This is a genomic window from Aeromonas sp. s11 (assembly GCF_040907945.1).
In the GTDB taxonomy this organism is placed as follows: Bacteria; Pseudomonadota; Gammaproteobacteria; order Enterobacterales; family Aeromonadaceae; genus Aeromonas; species Aeromonas veronii.
The window spans coordinates 95,504-113,074 of record NZ_JBFOCU010000061.1 but is presented as its reverse complement, the minus strand read 5'-3'; the positions used below and the strand labels follow the sequence as shown (position 1 = coordinate 113,074).

Genomic DNA, 17,571 nt, shown 5'->3' with positions numbered 1-17,571 from the left:
CCCGCGCCTTAGAGATCTTGATGGGGGCCAAAAACTTCGTAATGGAGCTGCCCCGCTGGCACCCCAGCCGCCAGCAGCTGCCGCTTGATCTCTTGCATGAAGCCGACAGGGCCACAGAAGTAGTAGTGGGCCTCTGGCGTGATGCGCTTCTTCACGGCAGTCAGATCCATGGTGCCGGCCAGGTCGTAATCTTCACCCTGTACATCGCTGGCCTCCGGCTCCCGATACCAGACCCGGCTCAGCAAGTTGGGATGCTGGCGGGATTTTTGCTGAATATCCTCCCGGAAGGCGTGTACAGCGCCCTGTTCGCAGGCGTGCAGCCAGGTGATCTCGGCCTGATGAGCACTTTCCAGCAGCTGGTTGAGCATGCTCATCATCGGCGTCACGCCGACACCGGCGGAGAGCAGTACCACCGGGGTCTGGCTGTCGGCTTTCAGGTAGAAATCGCCGGTAGGGGGCATCACCTCGATCTTGTCACCCGCCTGCAGGTGAGCGTGCAGCAGGTTGGAGACCTGACCCTGCGGCTCACGCTTGACGCTGATGCGGTAATCCTGCCCGTTGGGGGCATCGGAGAGGGAGTATTGGCGGATCTCCTGATATTCCAGCTCGGGGTGAACCAGCTTGATGCTGAGGTATTGACCCGGTTTGAAGGTCAGTACCGGCTTGCCATCTTCCGGCGCCAGCAGGAAGGAGGTGATGAGGTCGCTCTCGGCTCGCTTCTCCTTGATGATGAAGGTGCGGGTACCTTGCCAGCCGCCATCCTGATTGGCCTTCTCCTGATAGATCTCCTGCTCGCGGCCGATGAAGATGTCGGCCAGCACGCCATACGCCTTGCCCCATGCCTCCAGCACCTCGTCGGTGACCGCACTTCCGCCCAATTCTTTGAGCGTGGCCAAGAGATGACTACCTACAATGTGATATTGTTCCGGCTGGATCAGGAATCCGGTATGTTTGTGCGCAATCCGCTCGACCGCACCGGCGAGTGCTCCCAGATTGTCAATATTCTTGGCATACGCGGCGACTGCATTGAACAGGGCTAGCGGCTGGCCGCCACTGCGTTGATGGGCCAGGTTGAAGATATCTTTCAGCTCCGGGTTATGGCTGAACATCCGTTGGTAGAAGTGCTGGGTGAGGGCAGGGCCTGCCGATTCGAGCAGCGGAATAGTGCTTTTGATGACGGCAACGGTGGTTTGATCTAGCATAGGGGCCTCGTTCTAATTGAACATATAAAATGTCATTTAATAAGTGGCATCCTAGATGTTTATTTGATTTGAATCAATACTCCACTTTTCGCATCGCGCTAATCAGGTTTTATGAGACTAACCAGTTATACAGATTTTGGATTGAGAGCCCTGCTCTATCTTGCCACCCTGCCGGAAGGGGAGTTGTCGAGCGTTGCCAAGGTATCGGCCCTGTATGGCGTTTCCCGCAACCACATGGTGAAGGTGGTCAATCAGCTGGTGAAGCTGGGCTATCTGCAATCCCAGCGGGGCAAGAATGGCGGTATTCGCATGGCTTGCGATCCCGCTACCATCAATATCGGGCAGGTGATCAGGGCGCTGGAAGGAAATCTGGACGGCATTGACTGCGGCTCGCCCGCTTGCCACATCGTCTCTGTCTGTCTGCTCAAGAGTGCGCTGAAAGAGGCGATGGATGCGTTTTTGGCGGTGATGGACAGCTATACGCTGCAAGACCTGCTAGCCAACCGTGACGAGCTGCAACGGGTGTTTGGCGAGTTGATCCCGACGCTGGTGCTGGAGCCGGATGATGAAGATGAGCAATGACGATGAGCAATAGAAAAGGGCTGCCACTGGCAGCCCTTTTTCAATCTTGCGAATCCGACTCCGCACGGTACGATGCCGGCATAATCCGCGCCATCTTGACCATGTTGTTCTCCACATCGAGGATCTCGATAGGATAACCGGCCAGCCGGATCCCGATGTTGGGCTGGGGGATCTCTTCCAGATATTCGAGGATCAGACCGTTGAGGGTACGCGGGCCGTCGATGGGCAGGTGCCAGTTCATCTCCTTGTTCAGCTCACGAATATTGGCTGAGCCTTCGACCAGATAAGAACCATCTGATTGGGGATGGATCTCGTCGCTCGGCGCTGGCGTCATGGAGGTAGTGAAGTCGCCCACGATCTCTTCCAGAATATCGTCCAGAGTGATTAGACCTTGAATATCGCCGTATTCGTCGACGATCAGGCCAATTCGCTCCTTGTTGCGCTGGAATTTGGCAAGCTGCACGTTGAGCGGCGTTCCTTCCGGAATGAAGTAGATCTCGTCCACTTCCCGCAACAGACTCGATTTGTTGAACTGGTCCCTGGCTACCAGTCTAAGGGCATCGCGCGCGTGTAAAAATCCGACAACGTCGTCGATATTGTCGCGATAGAGCAGGATCTTGGTGTGAGCGCAGTGGGCCAGCTGGCGCTGGATGCTCTTCCAGTCATCGTTGATGTCGATGGCGTAGATATCGCTGCGCGGCACCATGATGTCCTCGACCAGCATCTTGTCGAGATCCAGAATGCTCAACAGCATCTCCTGATGACGCTGGGGGATCAGGTTACCCGCCTCATTGACTATGGTGCGCAGCTCCTCGGTGTTGAGGGAGTCATCCTTGTTGGGATTGATCTTCAGCATCTTGAGCAGGCCGCTGGTGATGCCGTTGATCAGCCAGACCAGCGGTGAGAGCGGCACCATCAGCCCCTTAAGGATCCAGGAGGCGGGATAGGCGATCTTCTCCGGAAACATGGCGGCCAGGGTCTTGGGGGTCACTTCACCGAATACCAGTACCACCAGGGTCAGCCCGAAGGTGGCGATGGCGACCCCGAGATCACCAAACAGTCGGATACAGACGATGGTGGCGATGGCGGAGGCGAGGATATTGACCAGATTGTTGCCGATCAGGATCAGTCCCAGCAGGCGATCGGGGCGGGCGAGCAGTTGCTCGACGCGACGTGCGGCTTTGTGTTTGGTCTGTGCCAGATGCCGCAGTTTGTAGCGGTTGATGGACATCAGACCGGTTTCGGCACTGGAGAAAAAGGCGGAAAGAAGGATCAAGATAACGAGAACAATCAGTAATGTACTCGTTGAGATGCTGTCCAAAAAGGGCTCCTGTTGGATGGTATGGCTAAAAGAGTATAGGTGTCAGCTCAACAGCACTTCTTTGACGAAGCGGCTGCCAAAGTAGGCAAGAGTCAGGATGAAGCTGCCGATCAGACTGAGCGTGATGACTTTGCGGCCGCGCCAGCCATAGGTGTGATGACCCCACAGCAGCAACACGTAGACACACCATGCCAGGATGGAGAGTACTGCCTTGTGAGACTTGCCCTGGGCGAACATATCTTCGAGGAAGAAGAGGCCGGAAGCGATGGAGAGTGTAAGTAGCAGCACCCCTGCAGAGATCAACTGAAACAGCCGTTTTTCCACTGTCATCAGTGGCGGCATGGCTGGCAGGTTGCTGATTTTTCTCGATTTAAGCTGCTTGTCCAGACAGGCGAGCTGCAGCGCAAACAGACAGGCGATCATCAATACCGAGTAGGCCATCAGGGCGAGGCCGATGTGCAGCAACAGCTGGGGGTGGGCCTCCAGATGGGTTATGTAGCGACCCGGGATCAAGGCGCTGGCAGCCAGCAACAGGGCCGAGAAGCTGTAGACCACCGGCAGCAGGATCCAGCCGTTGAAGCGGCGGGTTACGCAGGTCATGAAGCAACTGATGATGAGGCTGACCAGCGAGGCAACGTTGAGCATGCTCAGGTTCTGGCCGTAACTCTGCAATACCTCTGAACCGAGGGAGCTGGCATGGGCGATCAGGGCCAATCCGATACAGGCAAACAGGGAGCGCTGTCCCACCGGCTTGGCGCTCAGTAACAGATGCAGGGAGGCGATGATGGCCAGCAGATAAAACGCCAGGGCCAGAACAGAGATTACGATCATAACCAGGTCGTTGTTGCACAAGCTTTTGAGGGTAAGAGGGGCAGTATACCTTGCACGAGAAGTGCTCGCCAGTTGTGCAACGGCCGATCTGCCCATATATAGGGAGAAGCTCCCTGCTGCTGCGGTGCGGTGAATAATCGTCCTCGCGCCCGCTCTGGGTTATAATGCCCCCAATTTATTACGCCAAGAACCGGAATCCGTCATGTTTGAGAATTTGACTGAACGACTCTCGCGCACCTTGCGCAATGTCAGTGGCCGTGGTCGCCTGACCGAAGACAATATCAAGGAAACCCTGCGCGAAGTCCGCATGGCGCTGCTCGAGGCGGATGTCGCCCTGCCGGTCGTGCGTGATTTCGTGGCGCGTGTCAAAGAGCGCGCAGTCGGGCAGGAAGTGGCCAAATCCCTGAGCCCGGGCCAGGCATTCATCAAGATTGTGCACGGTGAACTGGTCACCGTAATGGGGGAGGCCAACGAACAGCTCAACCTGGCTGCCCAGCCGCCAGCGATCATCCTGATGGCCGGTCTGCAGGGTGCCGGTAAGACCACCACGGTTGGCAAACTGGCCAAGCTGCTCAAAGAGCGCAGCAAGAAGAAGGTGCTGGTGGTCAGTGCTGACGTTTATCGCCCAGCAGCGATCAAGCAGCTGGAGACCCTGGCCAGCGACATCGGTGTCGACTTTTTCCCGAGCGATGCCAGCCAGAAGCCGGTCGATATCGCCACCGCCGCCATCGATCAGGCGCGCAAGAAATTCTATGACGTGGTGATCGTCGATACTGCCGGTCGTCTGCACGTTGATAGCGAGATGATGGCCGAGATCCAGGATCTGCATGCCACCATCAAGCCGGTCGAGACCCTGTTCGTGGTGGATGCCATGACCGGCCAGGATGCCGCCAACACCGCCAAGGCGTTCAATGAAGCGCTGCCGCTCACCGGTGTCATCCTTACCAAGGCGGACGGCGATGCCCGTGGTGGTGCTGCCCTGTCGGTGCGCCACATCACCGGCAAGCCGGTCAAGTTTATCGGTATGGGCGAAAAAACCGATGCGCTGGAGCCGTTCCACCCGGATCGCCTCGCCTCCCGCATCCTCGGTATGGGCGATGTGCTCTCTCTTATCGAAGAGGTCGAGCGCAATGTCGATAAAGAGAAAGCGGCCAAGCTGGCCAGCAAGGTCAAGAGCGGCAAAGGCTTCGATCTGGAAGATTTCCGCGAGCAATTGGCCCAGATGCGCAACATGGGCGGCATGATGGGGATGCTCGACAAGCTGCCCGGCATGTCCGGTCTGCCGGATAACGTGAAAGATCAGATGGATGACAAGCTCACCGTGCGGATGGAGGCCATCATCAGCTCCATGACGCCCAAGGAGCGCGCCCACCCTGATCTCATTAAGGGTTCCCGCAAACGCCGTATCGCCGCAGGTTCCGGCATGCAGGTGCAGGACGTGAACAAGCTGCTCAAGCAGTTCACCGAGATGCAGCGCATGATGAAGAAAATGTCCGGTAAAGGCGGCATGCGCAAGATGATGAGCCAGATGAAGAACATGATGCCCCCCGGTTTCGGTGGCGGTCGCGGCCCGTTCTGATCCGGCCTGCGTGTTGATGAGGGTCTGCTGCGGCAGGCCCCTTTTCATTGCCGCTCTGCGCAAAAAATGGCTGGCTTGGTTGCAATTATTACGAATCCAAGTAGAATTACGCGGCTTATTTTAAGCTAGGGTCCGCGTGTTTGCGGGCCTTGTTCATTAGATGTTAATGAGGACGATATGGTAACCATTCGTTTACAACGTGGTGGCGCGAAAAAGCGTCCGTTCTACCAGGTAGTAGTTTCTGACAGCCGTTGCGCCCGTGACGGTCGCTTCATCGAGCGCGTTGGTTTCTTCAACCCGGTTGCTGCTGGTCAAGCTGAAAAGCTGAACCTGGACCTGGCTCGTATCGAGCATTGGGTTGCTACTGGTGCCGCTGTTTCTGACCGCGTTGCCAAGCTGATCAAAGACGCTAAAAAAGCTGCTTAATCAGCCCAACGGTAAGGAGTTAAGGTGGAAAAACCTGTAGTTCTGGGCACCCTGGGTACCGTTTATGGCATCAAGGGCTGGCTTAAAGTGAACTCCTTCACCGATGTTGCCGAAGCGATTTTCGATTACAACCCCTGGCTGATTAATCAGAACGGGGCGTGGCGTGAAATTCGGGTTTCATCCTGGAAACGTCACAACAAGGGTCTGATCTGCAAACTCGATGGTATCGATGTGCGCGAAGATGCCCTGGCATTGACCAATGTCGAGATTGGCGTACCCGCCGATCTGTTGCCTGCGTTGCCTGAAGGTGAGTTCTACTGGCGTGACCTTATTGGTTGCTCCGTGGTGACCACCAAGGGATACGACCTGGGCAAGGTGACCGAATTGATGGAAACCGGCTCCAACGATGTGTTGGTGGTTGAGGCCAATGTAAAAGATGCCTTTGGTGCAAAGGAGCGGTTGATTCCGTTCCTGGAAGAGCAGGTGATCAAGAATATTGATCTGACTGCTCGAACAATCGAAGTTGATTGGGATCCTGGTTTCTAGTTTCCCGCGCTAACACGGGTGCCGGAGGTTTCTTATGTGGATTGGGGTTATTAGCCTCTTCCCTGAAATGTTCCGAGCCATTACCGAGCACGGGGTAACGGGTCGGGCCGTCAAGAGTGGCCTGCTGCAGATTGAGAGCTGGAACCCCCGGGAGTTTACCCACGATAAACACCGTACGGTCGATGATCGTCCTTATGGTGGTGGGCCTGGCATGTTAATGATGGTTCAGCCGCTGCGTGACGCGATTCATGCAGCCAAGCAAGCAGCGGGAGACGGGGCGAAAGTCATCTATCTCTCTCCTCAGGGACGCAAGCTGACTCAAGCGGGCGTAACCGAGTTGGCGACGAATCAGAAACTGATTCTGGTAGCCGGTCGATACGAAGGTATCGATGAACGCGTGATACAAACCGAAGTCGACGAAGAGTGGTCTATCGGGGATTACGTGTTAAGTGGTGGCGAGTTGCCTGCCATGACCCTGATCGATGCGGTTTCGCGTCTGGTCCCTGGGGTTTTGGGTGATCAGGCCAGTGCCGAGCAGGACTCCTTTACGGATGGCTTGCTGGATCATCCCCACTACACTCGGCCGGAGGTGTTGGATGGATTGGCGGTGCCCGAGGCGCTGACAAGCGGCAATCACGAAGTGATTCGACGCTGGCGTCTCAAGCAGTCGCTCGGACGAACCTGGCAAAGAAGGCCGGAACTTATTAACAACCTAGCTCTGACTGACGAGCAAGAATCACTTCTTGCCGAGTATGTCCGCGAAGTGCGTGACAGCGTTAAGTAGAGTTTTCAGTTTATCCTAGGTAAGGAAAGACAATGAGCAAGATTATTCAGCAGCTTGAACAAGAGCAACTGCGTACCGACATCCCGGCTTTTGCCCAGGGCGACACTGTACGTGTTCAAGTTCGTGTTAAAGAAGGTGGTAAAGAGCGTCTGCAGGCTTTCGAAGGCATCGTTATTGCCAAGCGTAACCGCGGTCTGCACTCTGCTTTCACCGTTCGCAAGATCTCCAACGGCGAAGGTGTTGAGCGTGTATTCCAGACTCACTCTCCGCTGATCCACAGTGTAGAACTGAAGCGTCGTGGTGATGTTCGCCGCGCCAAACTGTACTACCTGCGCAACCTGTCCGGCAAAGCTGCTCGTATCAAAGAGAAGCTCAACTAATTCGATTCGAATTGGTGTCGGTATGTCGGCAAATAGCTCGACAGGTAGTGAAAAGGCTCGCCAATGGCGAGCCTTTTTTGTATCCGTCTATTGGCTCTCTGGTTGCCGTTACTGGATGACCCGTACCACCGAGTTGTCTCGCCCGAAGGGGCCTGGCACATAGTCATCCGCTGCCCAGTCATTCTCGTAGAGGGTCTCCCCTGCCGGGGTGATGAGCTGGTAGCAATATTCGAAGTACCCAGGGCCGTCGGTCGGCAGATTGAGGGTGGCTTTGAACTCACCGCTCTTCATGCGTTTCAGCTCGACCGGTTGCCACTGGGTGAACTCGCCGATCAGCATCACCTGTTCCGCTCCTGCAGCCGCCTCTTTCTCTACTTCAAAGGTCACCTTGACCTCGGGCTTGGACTTCAAAAACTGTTTGATCAGTGGCATGACGCCTCCTTGTCTGTGAGTTAAAAATGGATCCTGTCTATTTTTATACCACCATATGGCAAAGATGTTGATAAGACAGATCAAGTCGGCAAGGCAAAATAGCGTTGCAGCAAACTGTGGGTGAAGTCGATCTTGAGATAGAAGCCGCGGGGCAGGGTCATGATGGGTTGACCATCGCGGCCGATGGCGCGAGTCAGCGCCTTGTTGTTGGCCGCCTTGGGCCGCAGTTGCATCACTTGGCCGTGGCGGGCGCTGATCTGCTCCACTTCTCCCAGCACTATCATGTCCATCAGCTCCTCCCAGTCCTGACGCAGTAGTCGATCTTCCTCTTCATTCGGGCTCCACATCAGCGGCATGCCGACCCGCCGCTCGCCAACCGGGATCTCGCGACTGCCTTCCACCGGGATCCAGAGCACCCGGGAGAGCTTGTTGCGCACGTTGGACTCCTCCCAGCGCTGGCCGCTGACGCCGATCAGCGGGGCGACGCAGACGAAGGTGGTCTCCAGCGGTTTGCCTTGAGGATCCACGGGGATCGTCTTGAGTTCGATCCCCAGCTCCGGGAAGTCCTGCTCCGGCTTGCTCCCTGCGCTGGCTCCCAGTTGCAGCTCGATCAACTGACCGACCCACCCCTTGTCACGGCGCAGGTCTTTGGGCACCGCGACACCAGCCTCGGCGGCCAGCTGCGCCAGCGTGAAGCCAGCCATGGCATAGGCACGGCTCAATAACTCCTGCTCGGATTGGGGATTGCTTGGCATAGTTGGCTCCATCTTGCTCGCCATATTCTAACAGGGGAGGATCCCGAGAAGGATCGCTGTTTTTATAACCGATCCGGAGTGGGTAAGATCAAATGCAGAGAATTTGGGGGCTGTTAGTTCATCATGATGATTTTAAAGGATTTTATCTGTTTTATCGAGCAGTAAGCCAGGTCTGGTTTGACCTCGAAATAGTTGTCCAAGGGTTTGTGCATGATGTTACACACAGTTATCCACAGAAATCTTGGATAAGTGGATGAAAGTGGTTGGAGTCGCTGATATGTTACAAAAAATTGTGAATGCCACCCCATTTTCACAGGGTAAACGGGGTAGATATTGTGCCACTCCTGTGGATAATTTCGCCGCGGTGGATCTTTGAGCAGTTGAACTTGTTCACAATCCGGATCATGGATCTGACTCTTGGGGGAACATGGATCTAGATCCAGTTGTTTTATCTCAAGCTTATAAAAAATAATGATTTTTTATATTTTATGTCGCGTGGTGATACGGAGGGGCACTTTTCGCGTACAGTTAAAAAGTACTGTATATACCCGTTTGCTAACAGCTTTATGCACAGCCTGGGTGGGCAACTTGGGGGCGCGGATCCTTGGATTTGTTTATAAGTATGTTTGAAATTGAAAGTTATTCATGAAACAGGGGATTCACTCCTTGTTTGCTGCCACGGAGTGAATGTGGAACAATCTCCTTATAGATTCAGCCTTTATAAGGTGATCACGTGATTGATGGCGACGGATTTCGTCCCAATGTCGGTATCGTGATCTGTAACCGTGAAGGACAAGTGTTGTGGGCTAAACGCTATGGGCAGCACTCCTGGCAGTTTCCGCAGGGGGGAGTTGATGATGGTGAAACGCCAGAGCAGGCCATGTATCGAGAGCTGTATGAGGAGATTGGCCTCAAGCCCGAAGATGTGACCATCATGGCCACCAGTCGTAACTGGCTAAAGTACCGTTTACCCAAACGTCTTGTCCGCTGGGACAGTTCACCGGTCTGTATTGGCCAAAAACAAAAATGGTTCCTGTTACAGCTGAATTCGGGCAAGGAGTCGCGGATCCAGTTTGGCTGTCATGGCCATCCCGAATTTGACGACTGGCGTTGGGTCAGCTTCTGGTACCCGGTGCGGCAGGTCGTTTCGTTCAAGCGGGAGGTTTATCGCCGGGTCATGAAAGAGTTTGCCCCGCTGGCGATGCCAGTGCCGGCAGTGCAGGTCAACAAGAAGGATGGGCGACGCAATCGCGCCCGTTAAGGAGCACAGATTAGTTGTTAACGGAACTGAGACGTATCGTCGAGAGCATGGCCGAGGCCAATACCCTCGAGCAGGCCTTGCAAGCATTGGTGAGCCAGACCCGGCACGCCATGGCAGTGGACTGCTGCTCCGTCTATGTCTCGGAACCCGAGGTGCGCCGCTATCGCTTGGCGGCTACCGACGGCTTGGCCCCGTCCGCAGTCGGCAAGGTGACCCTGCCCTACGAGCAGGGCATCGTCGGTCTGGTGGGTCAGCGGGAAGAGCTGATCAACCTGGCTGATGCCCCCGCGCATCCCAGTTTCAAATTCCTGCCCGATGTGGCCGAAGAGGCGTTCCGCTCCTTCCTCGGCGCCCCCATCATGCATCAGCGTCAGGTGGTCGGCATTCTGGTGGTGCAGCAGAAGGAGAGCCGCCGCTTCGATGAGGGGGAAGAGTCCTTCATGGTCACCCTGGCGGCCCAGCTGGCGGCGCGGATCGCCCAGGCGCAGGCCAAGGGGTGGTTGCAGAAGACCGACTGGAGCAAGCCGCTGCGCGGTATTGCCGGTGCCAGCGGCATCGCCATGGCCAAGGCCTGGGTGTGGCGGCCCCGCAAAGCGCTCTCGTCCATTACCCCGCGCAAGGATGAAGACCATGCCAGCCAGCTGGCGCGGCTGGAGCTGGCGGTTGAGGAGGTGCGGCACGACTTGGAGAGTCTGGCGCTGCGTTTTCGCGAGAGCTACAGCCAGGATTCGGTGGCGATCTTCGATATCTATCTCCATCTGCTGAACGATCCCGGCTACATCAAGCCGATTCGCAACAAGGTGAGCAAGGAGCACTGGACTGCGGTCTCTGCGGTCAAGCTCATCAGCGATCGCTTGATCGAGCAGTTCAAGGGGATGAAGGATCCCTACCTGCAGGAGCGCTCCACCGACGTGAAGGATATTGCCCAGCGGCTGATCAGCCGACTGGTGCAGAATGAACCGGAACATATCTCCATCGGCGAGCCGGTGGTGCTGGTTGCCGACGAGGTGACTGCCACCATTCTGGCGGAAGTGCCCCGCGAGTATCTGACCGGGGTGGTCTCGCTCAAGGGGGGGACCAACTCCCACGCGGCCATTCTGGCCCGCGCCATGGGGGTGGCCGCCATCATGGGGGCTGATCTGCCCCTTGGTGACATAGGCGGTCGCATGCTGGTCGTCGATGGCTACAGCGGCGATCTCTTCATCGAGCCCAATCAGGTGATCCTGACCGAGTATCGTCAGCTGCTGAGCGAAGAGCGGGCGCTCGATACCCTGGTGCGCAGCGTCGACAACCAGCCTTCGGAGACGGCGGACGGCACCAAGGTCTCCCTGCTGCTCAACGCCGGTCTCAGTGCCGATACCGAGATCTCCCTCAACCAGCTGGCGGACGGGGTGGGCCTCTATCGCACCGAGATCCCCTTTATGCTGCAGGAGAGCTTCCCCTCCGAGTGGGAGCAGACTGCCCGCTATCGCGGCATTCTGGAGACCTACCGCAACCGGCCGGTCTGCATGCGGACGCTGGATGTGGGCGGCGACAAGCCGTTACCCTATTTCCCCATCGTCGAGGAAAATCCCTTCCTTGGCTGGCGGGGGATCCGGATCACCCTGGATCACCCCGAACTGTTTCTGGTGCAGCTCAAGGCGATGCTGAGGGCCAGCGAAGGGCTGGACAATCTGGCCATCATGCTGCCGATGATCAGCAGCGTCAGCGAAATCAAAGCCTCCCGTCGTCTGCTGGATCAGGCGTGGCGAGAGGTGTCGGAAGAGGCGGCGAGCCGCGATGCGGTGATCCGCTACCCCAGCCTTGGGGTGATGATCGAGGTGCCCTCAGCCCTCTTTATCTTGCCGGAGATGGCGCCGCTCATAGACTTCTGGTCGGTGGGCAGTAACGACCTGACCCAGTACCTGCTGGCGGTAGATCGCAACAATTCCCGGGTTGCCAACATCTATGATGCCTTCCATCCTGCGGTGATCCGCGCCCTGCAACAGCTGGTTGATGCCTCCCACCGTTACCAGAAGCCGGTGTCGGTCTGTGGCGAGCTGGCCGGTGATCCGGTTGGTGTGTTGCTGCTGCTTGCCATGGGCTATCGCCGATTCAGTATGAACACCCACAATATCGCCCGGATTAAGTACGTGCTGCGTCAATCCACCCTGAGCGAGTTGACCGAACTGATGGCCGATGGCCTCAAACATGACAACCCCCACGTACTGCGCGGCCTGTTTGCCCGCTATCTGGAGGAGCATGGTTTGGGCGGTTTGCTGCGAGCCGGTCATAAATCGAAACAGAGTGATTGATAATCATGCCTTGTCCCTGCTGACGAATGATCGGAAAATGCGGCTTTTATTTTGACTGGGGCCGCATATGCAGCACGATGGATATTGGGTTTTCTCGCAGATTGATCCCGTAGCATTCAGTTTGGGACCACTATCGGTACGCTGGTATGGTCTCATGTACCTGTTCGGTTTTGCGTTTGCCATGTGGCTGGCTGGCCGTCGCGCCGATGCACCGAACAGCGGCTGGACCCGCAACGAGGTGTCGGATCTGCTGTTTTACGGCTTCCTCGGGGTGATCCTTGGTGGCCGTGTCGGTTACGTGCTGTTCTACAACTTCGATCTTTTCCTCGCGGATCCCACCTATCTGTTCAAGATCTGGACCGGCGGCATGTCGTTCCATGGTGGGCTGATCGGGGTGATCACCGCGATGATCTGGTTTGCCCACAAGACCAAGCGCCACTTCTTCACCGTGGCCGATTTTGTGGCACCGCTCATTCCGTTTGGTCTCGGCGTCGGCCGGATCGGCAACTTCCTCAACGGCGAGCTGTGGGGCCGGGTCACCGATGTGCCCTGGGCCATCATCTTCCCGGAGGCCGGCCCCGAGCCGCGTCACCCCTCCCAGCTCTATCAGTTCGCGCTGGAAGGGGTGGTGTTGTTCATCATCCTCAACCTGTTCTGGCGCAAGAATCCGCCGCGCGGCGCCATCTCCGGCATGTTCCTGCTGTTCTATGGCCTGTTCCGCTTCCTGGTGGAGTTTGTGCGCCAGCCGGACAGCCAGCTCGGTCTCTACTTCCAGGAGATCAGCATGGGCCAGATCCTCTCCACCCCGATGATTATCGCCGGTGCCCTGATGATTTGGGCCGCCTACAAGCGTCCACAGTTGTTCGGTAATGCCGTGAAGGAGGCGAAATAATGCGAGCTTATCTCGACCTGATGCAGAAAATCCTCGATGAGGGCACCGTCAAGTCAGACCGTACCGGCACCGGTACTGTCTCCCTGTTCGGCCATCAGATGCGCTTCAATCTGGCGGAGGGGTTCCCGCTGGTGACCACCAAGAAGTGCCACCTGCGCTCCATCATTCACGAGCTGCTCTGGTTCCTAAATGGCGATACCAATACCGCCTATCTGAAGGAAAACGGCGTCAGCATCTGGGATGAGTGGGCCGACGAGAATGGCGATTTGGGGCCGGTTTACGGCGCTCAGTGGCGCTCCTGGCCTGCGGCCGACGGGTCTGTCATCGACCAGATCCAGAAAGCGGTGGATGATATCAAGCACAACCCGGATTCGCGCCGCATCATAGTCTCCGCCTGGAACGTGGGCGAGCTGGACAAGATGGCGCTGGCTCCCTGCCACGCCTTCTTCCAGTTCTATGTGGCGGACGGCAAGCTCTCCTGCCAGCTCTACCAGCGCAGTTGTGATGTGTTCCTCGGCCTGCCGTTCAACATCGCCAGCTACGCCCTGCTGACCCACATGATGGCCCAGCAGTGCGATCTGGAAGTGGGTGACTTCGTCTGGACTGGTGGTGATGTGCACCTCTACTCCAACCACATGGAGCAGACTGCGCTGCAGCTCTCCCGCGAGCCGCGTCCGCTGCCGACCCTGGTGATCAAGCGCAAACCTGACTCCATCTTCGACTACAAGTTCGAGGATTTCGAGATCGAGGGTTATGGCCCCCATCCCGGCATCAAGGCGCCCGTCGCCATCTGATAGCAAGGCGCCTCAGGGCGCCTTTTTTATGCAGTTAAATAATTGAAAATTCATTTTACTGACTAATAAGACGGTAGCCAGAGACAAGGAAAAACCTGCTTATAGCAGGTATGTTCTATTTTGCCTTCGGTTTTTTCGTTGTATTGAGCAGCAAGAAACGATTTTCCATTGGTTGTTGCAGGAGATAGACTCAAACCAAAGCAATACGGTGGGAAATTTAACCATGAGTGACGTAATCAAAAAGTTCCTGAAGCTGGAGGCCGCCTCCGGAATTATTCTGATCATGGCTGCCATGCTGGCAATGATTTTGGCCAATACCGCGCTGGCTGGCGGGTATCAGGCGTTTCTCGACACGCCGGTGCAGGTGCGCATCGCGGCCCTCGACATCAACAAGCCGTTGCTGCTCTGGATCAACGATGGCTTCATGGCGATCTTCTTCCTGCTGGTTGGTCTGGAAGTGAAGCGTGAAATGCTGGAAGGGGCGCTCTCGACCCGGGTTCAGGCGACCTTCCCGGCCATCGCGGCGGTGGGCGGCATGCTGGCTCCGGCCTTGATCTACGCCTTTTTCAACTATTCGGATGAAGTGGCGCGCGCTGGCTGGGCAATTCCGGCTGCGACCGATATCGCCTTTGCCCTCGGGGTGATGGCGCTGCTCGGCAAGCGGGTGCCGGTGAGCCTCAAGGTATTTCTGTTGGCGCTGGCCATCATGGATGACCTCGGCGTCATCATCATCATCGCGCTCTTCTATACCCAGCAGTTGTCGCTGGAGGCGCTGGCCATCGGTATTCTGGCAACCCTCACCCTGCTTTGGATGAATCGTCGTGGTGAGGACAGGATCAGCCTCTACATGCTGGTTGGCCTAGTGCTCTGGGTTGCGGTGCTCAAGTCTGGCGTCCATGCGACCCTGGCAGGCGTGGTAGTGGGCTTTATGGTTCCGCTTAACGGCAAGCGTTACGCCTCGCCGCTCAAGTATCTGGAGCATCAGCTGCACCCCTGGAGTGCCTATCTGATCCTGCCGCTGTTTGCCTTTGCCAACGCAGGGGTATCGCTGGAAGGGATTGGTCTCTCCTCCCTGCTGAGTCCGGTGCCTATGGGGATCATGCTGGGGCTGTTTATCGGCAAGCCGCTCGGGGTGTTCACCATCAGCTGGCTGTCGGTCAAGCTGGGCATCGCCCAGTTGCCGCCCGGGGTCAACTTCAAGCAGATTTTTGCGGTCAGCATCCTCTGTGGCATCGGGTTCACCATGTCGATGTTTATCGCGTCGCTCGCCTTCGAGCACGGTGGGCTGGATTACGGCAGCTACTCTCGCCTCGGGATCCTGGTGGGCTCCACCATGGCTGCGGTAGTCGGCTATCTGGCCTTGCGCATGGCCCTTCCCAAGGGTGAAGGGGAACAGAGTACGGAGGGACTATGAAGCTGCATACAGGGTTGTTGATGCTGTTGTTGAGCCCCGCGGCATGGGCCGGCGGGCTGGAGGATTGCAAGCAGGACGCCGCTTCGGCGAACTGCTCTGCCTATCTGAACGGAGTGGTAGACAGTGCCCTGCTGCTGGGGGACAAACAGGCCAAGGCGCGCTTTGGCGAGACCTTCTCCGAGCGGGCGCTAAGCAGCCGGGCTGGCGAGATGGTCAAGCGCTCCAACAAGCGTTATTGCGCTGACCGGATGCCGGACAAGGCACGCCTCAAGGCCACTCTGATGGAGCAGTTTGGCGCGAACAAGGTTGACTCGGTTAGCGACATGTATGACATTCTGGCGGTTGAACTCAGCTGCTACCGGAGTCCGCGTCAAGCGGGAACCCCATCGGATGTCACACCTTAACTACAACCATCTCTACTATTTCTGGATGACTCAGAAGAAGGGCTCCGTTACCCAGGCAGCGGAAGCCCTTTTTTTGACCCCGCAAACCGTCACCGGCCAGATCAAGCTGCTGGAGCAGCGCCTCGGTGGCAAGCTGCTCAAACGCAAGGGGCGCTCCCTTGAGGCGACCGAGCTGGGTCAACTGGTGTTTCGTTATGCCGACAAGATGTTCAGCCTCTCCTACGAGATGCTCGATATCGTCAACTACCGCAAGGAGAGCCAGATCCTGTTCGACGTCGGCATCGCCGATGCCCTCTCCAAGCGCCTTGCAAGCCGCGTGCTGCTCTCCGTCATCCCCAATGATGGTTCCATCCATCTGCGCTGTTTTGAATCAACCCACGAACTGCTGCTGGAGCAGCTGAGCGAGCACAAGCTCGATATGATCCTCTCCGACTGTCCGGTGGACTCCAGCCAACATGCGGGGCTGCTCTCCAAACGGCTGGGCGGCTGTGGCGTCAGCTTCTTCTGCAAGGCGCCGCTGCCTGAAAAGCCCTTTCCTGCCTGTCTGGAAGAGCGCAAGCTGCTGATCCCCGGTCGCCGTACCGCCATGGGGCGTCAGCTGACTCAGTGGTTCGAGCAGCAGGGTGTCTCCCCCAGCATTCTTGGCGAGTTTGATGATGCCGCCTTGATGAAGGCGTTTGGCTTCTTCAATCAGGGGATTTTCATGGCCCCCACCATCTATCGGGAGGAGATCCTCGAGGGGGAGGGGGTGATGCTGATCGGGGAAACCCAGGATCTGATGGAGGAGTATTACGTCATCTTCGCCGAGCGGATGATCCAGCATCCGGCGGTGAAGCGGGTCTGCGAGAGCGATTTTACCTTTCTCTTTTCCGGGCAGGAGAACTTCTCCGCCATCCAGCCGGCCACCCTGTCGTTTTAAAACGACCCGTCACCACGTATCATCGGCGATGAGTGGTAGAGGAGAGATGTGATGCAACTTGAAGAGATGGAAGCCAATGCGAGTAAGGCGGTGGCCTTGCTCAAGGCGCTGGCCAACGAGCGGCGGCTGTTTATTCTGTGCCAGTTGCTGGAGCGCGAACTGTCAGTGGGGGAGCTCAACGAGCGATTGGGATTGAGTCAGTCGGCCTTGTCACAGCATCTGGCGCTGCTGCGGCGGGATGAGCTGGTGACGACGCGCAAAGAGGCCCAGACGGTCTACTATTCGCTGCGCAGCCATGAGGTGCGTGAAATGATCAGTTTGCTGCATCGACTTTATTGCAGCGCAGATAAATAAAAAACCGGCACTAAGGCCGGTTTTTTCAGCTTTGATCAGCAGAAGCTGATTAAGCCATAGCTTTGATCTGGGCAGACAGGCGGCTCTTGTGACGAGCAGCTTTGTTCTTGTGGATCAGGCCTTTGGTCGCCATACGATCCATGATCGGCTGAGCAACAGCGAAAGCGGCAGTCGCAGCAGCTTTGTCGCCAGAGGCGATAGCAGCAATGACTTTCTTCAGGTAGGTACGGGTCATGGAACGACGGCTGGCGTTGTGCTGACGGCGTTTTTCTGACTGAAGAGCGCGCTTCTTAGCAGATTTGATGTTAGCCAAGGTAAAACTCCTAAAACTGTCTTAGCGAGTGTATTGAAAAGGCCCGGAAATATGCCCTTCCAACCACATATTGTCAAATGATTTGTGC

At 56.8% G+C, this 17,571-nt stretch carries 20 protein-coding genes; 14 read left to right on the top strand and 6 right to left on the bottom strand.

Annotated features, from left to right (window positions below; all coding sequences use genetic code 11):
* Positions 1–8 precede the first annotated feature (8 nt).
* Positions 9–1,202 (bottom strand): NO-inducible flavohemoprotein, encoded by a 1,194-nt coding sequence (gene hmpA / locus AB5Y84_RS18000; protein WP_368177493.1) that lies wholly within the window; start codon positions 1,200–1,202, stop codon positions 9–11.
* 111 nt (positions 1,203–1,313) lie between these two features.
* On the opposite strand from hmpA, the gene AB5Y84_RS17995 reads away from it, so the two are divergent.
* A complete protein-coding gene (locus AB5Y84_RS17995) occupies positions 1,314–1,784 on the top strand; it encodes an Rrf2 family transcriptional regulator (RefSeq protein WP_005340388.1) in 471 nt (156 codons plus the stop codon).
* Between the two features lie 40 nt (positions 1,785–1,824).
* On the opposite strand, the gene AB5Y84_RS17990 is transcribed toward AB5Y84_RS17995, so the two are convergent.
* Both AB5Y84_RS17990 and ccsA read right to left on the bottom strand, forming a co-directional pair.
* Positions 1,825–3,105 (bottom strand): HlyC/CorC family transporter, encoded by a 1,281-nt coding sequence (locus AB5Y84_RS17990; RefSeq protein ID WP_005348906.1) that lies wholly within the window; start codon positions 3,103–3,105, stop codon positions 1,825–1,827.
* Between the two features lie 42 nt (positions 3,106–3,147).
* Positions 3,148–3,936, bottom strand: coding sequence for an inner membrane protein YpjD (gene ccsA / locus AB5Y84_RS17985; protein ID WP_236356671.1), 789 nt, complete (start codon positions 3,934–3,936; stop codon positions 3,148–3,150).
* A 202-nt stretch (positions 3,937–4,138) separates the two neighbouring features.
* Here ccsA and ffh point away from each other — a divergent pair, with 202 nt between their 5' ends.
* The 5 genes from ffh (at position 4,139) to rplS (ending at position 7,651) form a co-directional block, all read left to right on the top strand.
* Positions 4,139–5,515: a signal recognition particle protein gene (gene ffh, locus AB5Y84_RS17980; RefSeq protein WP_005340391.1), complete on the top strand. Its 1,377-nt coding sequence runs from the start codon at positions 4,139–4,141 to the stop codon at positions 5,513–5,515.
* A gap of 177 nt (positions 5,516–5,692) precedes the next feature.
* On the top strand, positions 5,693–5,941 hold the full coding sequence (gene rpsP / locus AB5Y84_RS17975) for a 30S ribosomal protein S16 (protein WP_005340392.1): 249 nt from the start codon (positions 5,693–5,695) through the stop codon (positions 5,939–5,941).
* Positions 5,942–5,965: 24 nt separating this feature from the next.
* The gene (gene rimM / locus AB5Y84_RS17970; protein ID WP_005340394.1) at positions 5,966–6,487 is read left to right on the top strand and encodes a ribosome maturation factor RimM; all 522 of its coding nucleotides are present in this window, start codon (positions 5,966–5,968) and stop codon (positions 6,485–6,487) included.
* A gap of 34 nt (positions 6,488–6,521) precedes the next feature.
* Positions 6,522–7,271, top strand: coding sequence for a tRNA (guanosine(37)-N1)-methyltransferase TrmD (gene trmD, locus AB5Y84_RS17965; RefSeq protein WP_368177492.1), 750 nt, complete (start codon positions 6,522–6,524; stop codon positions 7,269–7,271).
* 32 nt (positions 7,272–7,303) lie between these two features.
* A complete protein-coding gene (rplS, locus tag AB5Y84_RS17960; protein ID WP_005313505.1) occupies positions 7,304–7,651 on the top strand; it encodes a 50S ribosomal protein L19 in 348 nt (115 codons plus the stop codon).
* 108 nt (positions 7,652–7,759) lie between these two features.
* Here the strand turns inward: rplS and AB5Y84_RS17955 are convergent, their stop codons facing one another.
* Together AB5Y84_RS17955 and mutH are read right to left on the bottom strand one after the other, a co-directional pair.
* The gene (locus AB5Y84_RS17955) at positions 7,760–8,083 is read right to left on the bottom strand and encodes an isoamylase early set domain-containing protein (protein WP_069529611.1); all 324 of its coding nucleotides are present in this window, start codon (positions 8,081–8,083) and stop codon (positions 7,760–7,762) included.
* 80 nt (positions 8,084–8,163) lie between these two features.
* Positions 8,164–8,838: a DNA mismatch repair endonuclease MutH gene (gene mutH / locus AB5Y84_RS17950; RefSeq protein WP_042084339.1), complete on the bottom strand. Its 675-nt coding sequence runs from the start codon at positions 8,836–8,838 to the stop codon at positions 8,164–8,166.
* 733 nt (positions 8,839–9,571) lie between these two features.
* Here mutH and rppH point away from each other — a divergent pair.
* The 8 genes from rppH (at position 9,572) to AB5Y84_RS17910 (ending at position 17,170) form a co-directional block, all read left to right on the top strand.
* Positions 9,572–10,099, top strand: a complete 528-nt coding sequence (gene rppH, locus AB5Y84_RS17945; protein WP_005340421.1) for an RNA pyrophosphohydrolase — start codon at positions 9,572–9,574, stop codon at positions 10,097–10,099.
* A gap of 14 nt (positions 10,100–10,113) precedes the next feature.
* Positions 10,114–12,393: a phosphoenolpyruvate--protein phosphotransferase gene (gene ptsP, locus AB5Y84_RS17940; RefSeq protein ID WP_368177491.1), complete on the top strand. Its 2,280-nt coding sequence runs from the start codon at positions 10,114–10,116 to the stop codon at positions 12,391–12,393.
* 67 nt (positions 12,394–12,460) lie between these two features.
* Positions 12,461–13,285: a prolipoprotein diacylglyceryl transferase gene (gene lgt / locus AB5Y84_RS17935; protein ID WP_031227775.1), complete on the top strand. Its 825-nt coding sequence runs from the start codon at positions 12,461–12,463 to the stop codon at positions 13,283–13,285.
* Positions 13,285–14,079: a thymidylate synthase gene (gene thyA / locus AB5Y84_RS17930; RefSeq protein ID WP_368177490.1), complete on the top strand. Its 795-nt coding sequence runs from the start codon at positions 13,285–13,287 to the stop codon at positions 14,077–14,079. The genes lgt and thyA overlap by 1 nt, the downstream gene beginning before the upstream one ends.
* A 223-nt stretch (positions 14,080–14,302) precedes the next feature.
* Complete coding sequence (gene nhaA, locus AB5Y84_RS17925) at positions 14,303–15,493, top strand: Na+/H+ antiporter NhaA (RefSeq protein ID WP_005348917.1); 1,191 nt, start codon at positions 14,303–14,305, stop codon at positions 15,491–15,493.
* Positions 15,490–15,897, top strand: coding sequence for a hypothetical protein (locus tag AB5Y84_RS17920; RefSeq protein WP_021230961.1), 408 nt, complete (start codon positions 15,490–15,492; stop codon positions 15,895–15,897). Before nhaA ends, AB5Y84_RS17920 begins: the two co-directional genes overlap by 4 nt.
* Positions 15,884–16,816, top strand: coding sequence for a transcriptional activator NhaR (gene nhaR / locus AB5Y84_RS17915; protein ID WP_005340434.1), 933 nt, complete (start codon positions 15,884–15,886; stop codon positions 16,814–16,816). Before AB5Y84_RS17920 ends, nhaR begins: the two co-directional genes overlap by 14 nt.
* Before the next feature lie 51 nt (positions 16,817–16,867).
* Positions 16,868–17,170, top strand: a complete 303-nt coding sequence (locus AB5Y84_RS17910) for a metalloregulator ArsR/SmtB family transcription factor (RefSeq protein WP_013724128.1) — start codon at positions 16,868–16,870, stop codon at positions 17,168–17,170.
* A gap of 49 nt (positions 17,171–17,219) precedes the next feature.
* Here the strand turns inward: AB5Y84_RS17910 and rpsT are convergent, their stop codons facing one another.
* Complete coding sequence (gene rpsT, locus AB5Y84_RS17905) at positions 17,220–17,483, bottom strand: 30S ribosomal protein S20 (RefSeq protein ID WP_005308808.1); 264 nt, start codon at positions 17,481–17,483, stop codon at positions 17,220–17,222.
* Positions 17,484–17,571: the final 88 nt, after the last annotated feature.

Bases quoted from the DNA above. Each gene is read 5' to 3' on its own strand.
- hmpA (WP_368177493.1), bottom strand. From the start codon at position 1,202: ATGCTAGATCAAACCACCGTTGCCGTCATCAAAAGCACTATTCCGCTG.
- AB5Y84_RS17995 (WP_005340388.1), top strand. From the start codon at position 1,314: ATGAGACTAACCAGTTATACAGATTTTGGATTGAGAGCCCTGCTCTAT.
- ccsA (WP_236356671.1), bottom strand. From the start codon at position 3,936: ATGATCGTAATCTCTGTTCTGGCCCTGGCGTTTTATCTGCTGGCCATC.
- ffh (WP_005340391.1), top strand. From the start codon at position 4,139: ATGTTTGAGAATTTGACTGAACGACTCTCGCGCACCTTGCGCAATGTC.
- rpsP (WP_005340392.1), top strand. From the start codon at position 5,693: ATGGTAACCATTCGTTTACAACGTGGTGGCGCGAAAAAGCGTCCGTTC.
- trmD (WP_368177492.1), top strand. From the start codon at position 6,522: ATGTGGATTGGGGTTATTAGCCTCTTCCCTGAAATGTTCCGAGCCATT.
- rplS (WP_005313505.1), top strand. From the start codon at position 7,304: ATGAGCAAGATTATTCAGCAGCTTGAACAAGAGCAACTGCGTACCGAC.
- AB5Y84_RS17955 (WP_069529611.1), bottom strand. From the start codon at position 8,083: ATGCCACTGATCAAACAGTTTTTGAAGTCCAAGCCCGAGGTCAAGGTG.
- mutH (WP_042084339.1), bottom strand. From the start codon at position 8,838: ATGCCAAGCAATCCCCAATCCGAGCAGGAGTTATTGAGCCGTGCCTAT.
- lgt (WP_031227775.1), top strand. From the start codon at position 12,461: ATGCAGCACGATGGATATTGGGTTTTCTCGCAGATTGATCCCGTAGCA.
- thyA (WP_368177490.1), top strand. From the start codon at position 13,285: ATGCGAGCTTATCTCGACCTGATGCAGAAAATCCTCGATGAGGGCACC.
- nhaA (WP_005348917.1), top strand. From the start codon at position 14,303: ATGAGTGACGTAATCAAAAAGTTCCTGAAGCTGGAGGCCGCCTCCGGA.
- AB5Y84_RS17920 (WP_021230961.1), top strand. From the start codon at position 15,490: ATGAAGCTGCATACAGGGTTGTTGATGCTGTTGTTGAGCCCCGCGGCA.
- nhaR (WP_005340434.1), top strand. From the start codon at position 15,884: ATGTCACACCTTAACTACAACCATCTCTACTATTTCTGGATGACTCAG.
- AB5Y84_RS17910 (WP_013724128.1), top strand. From the start codon at position 16,868: ATGCAACTTGAAGAGATGGAAGCCAATGCGAGTAAGGCGGTGGCCTTG.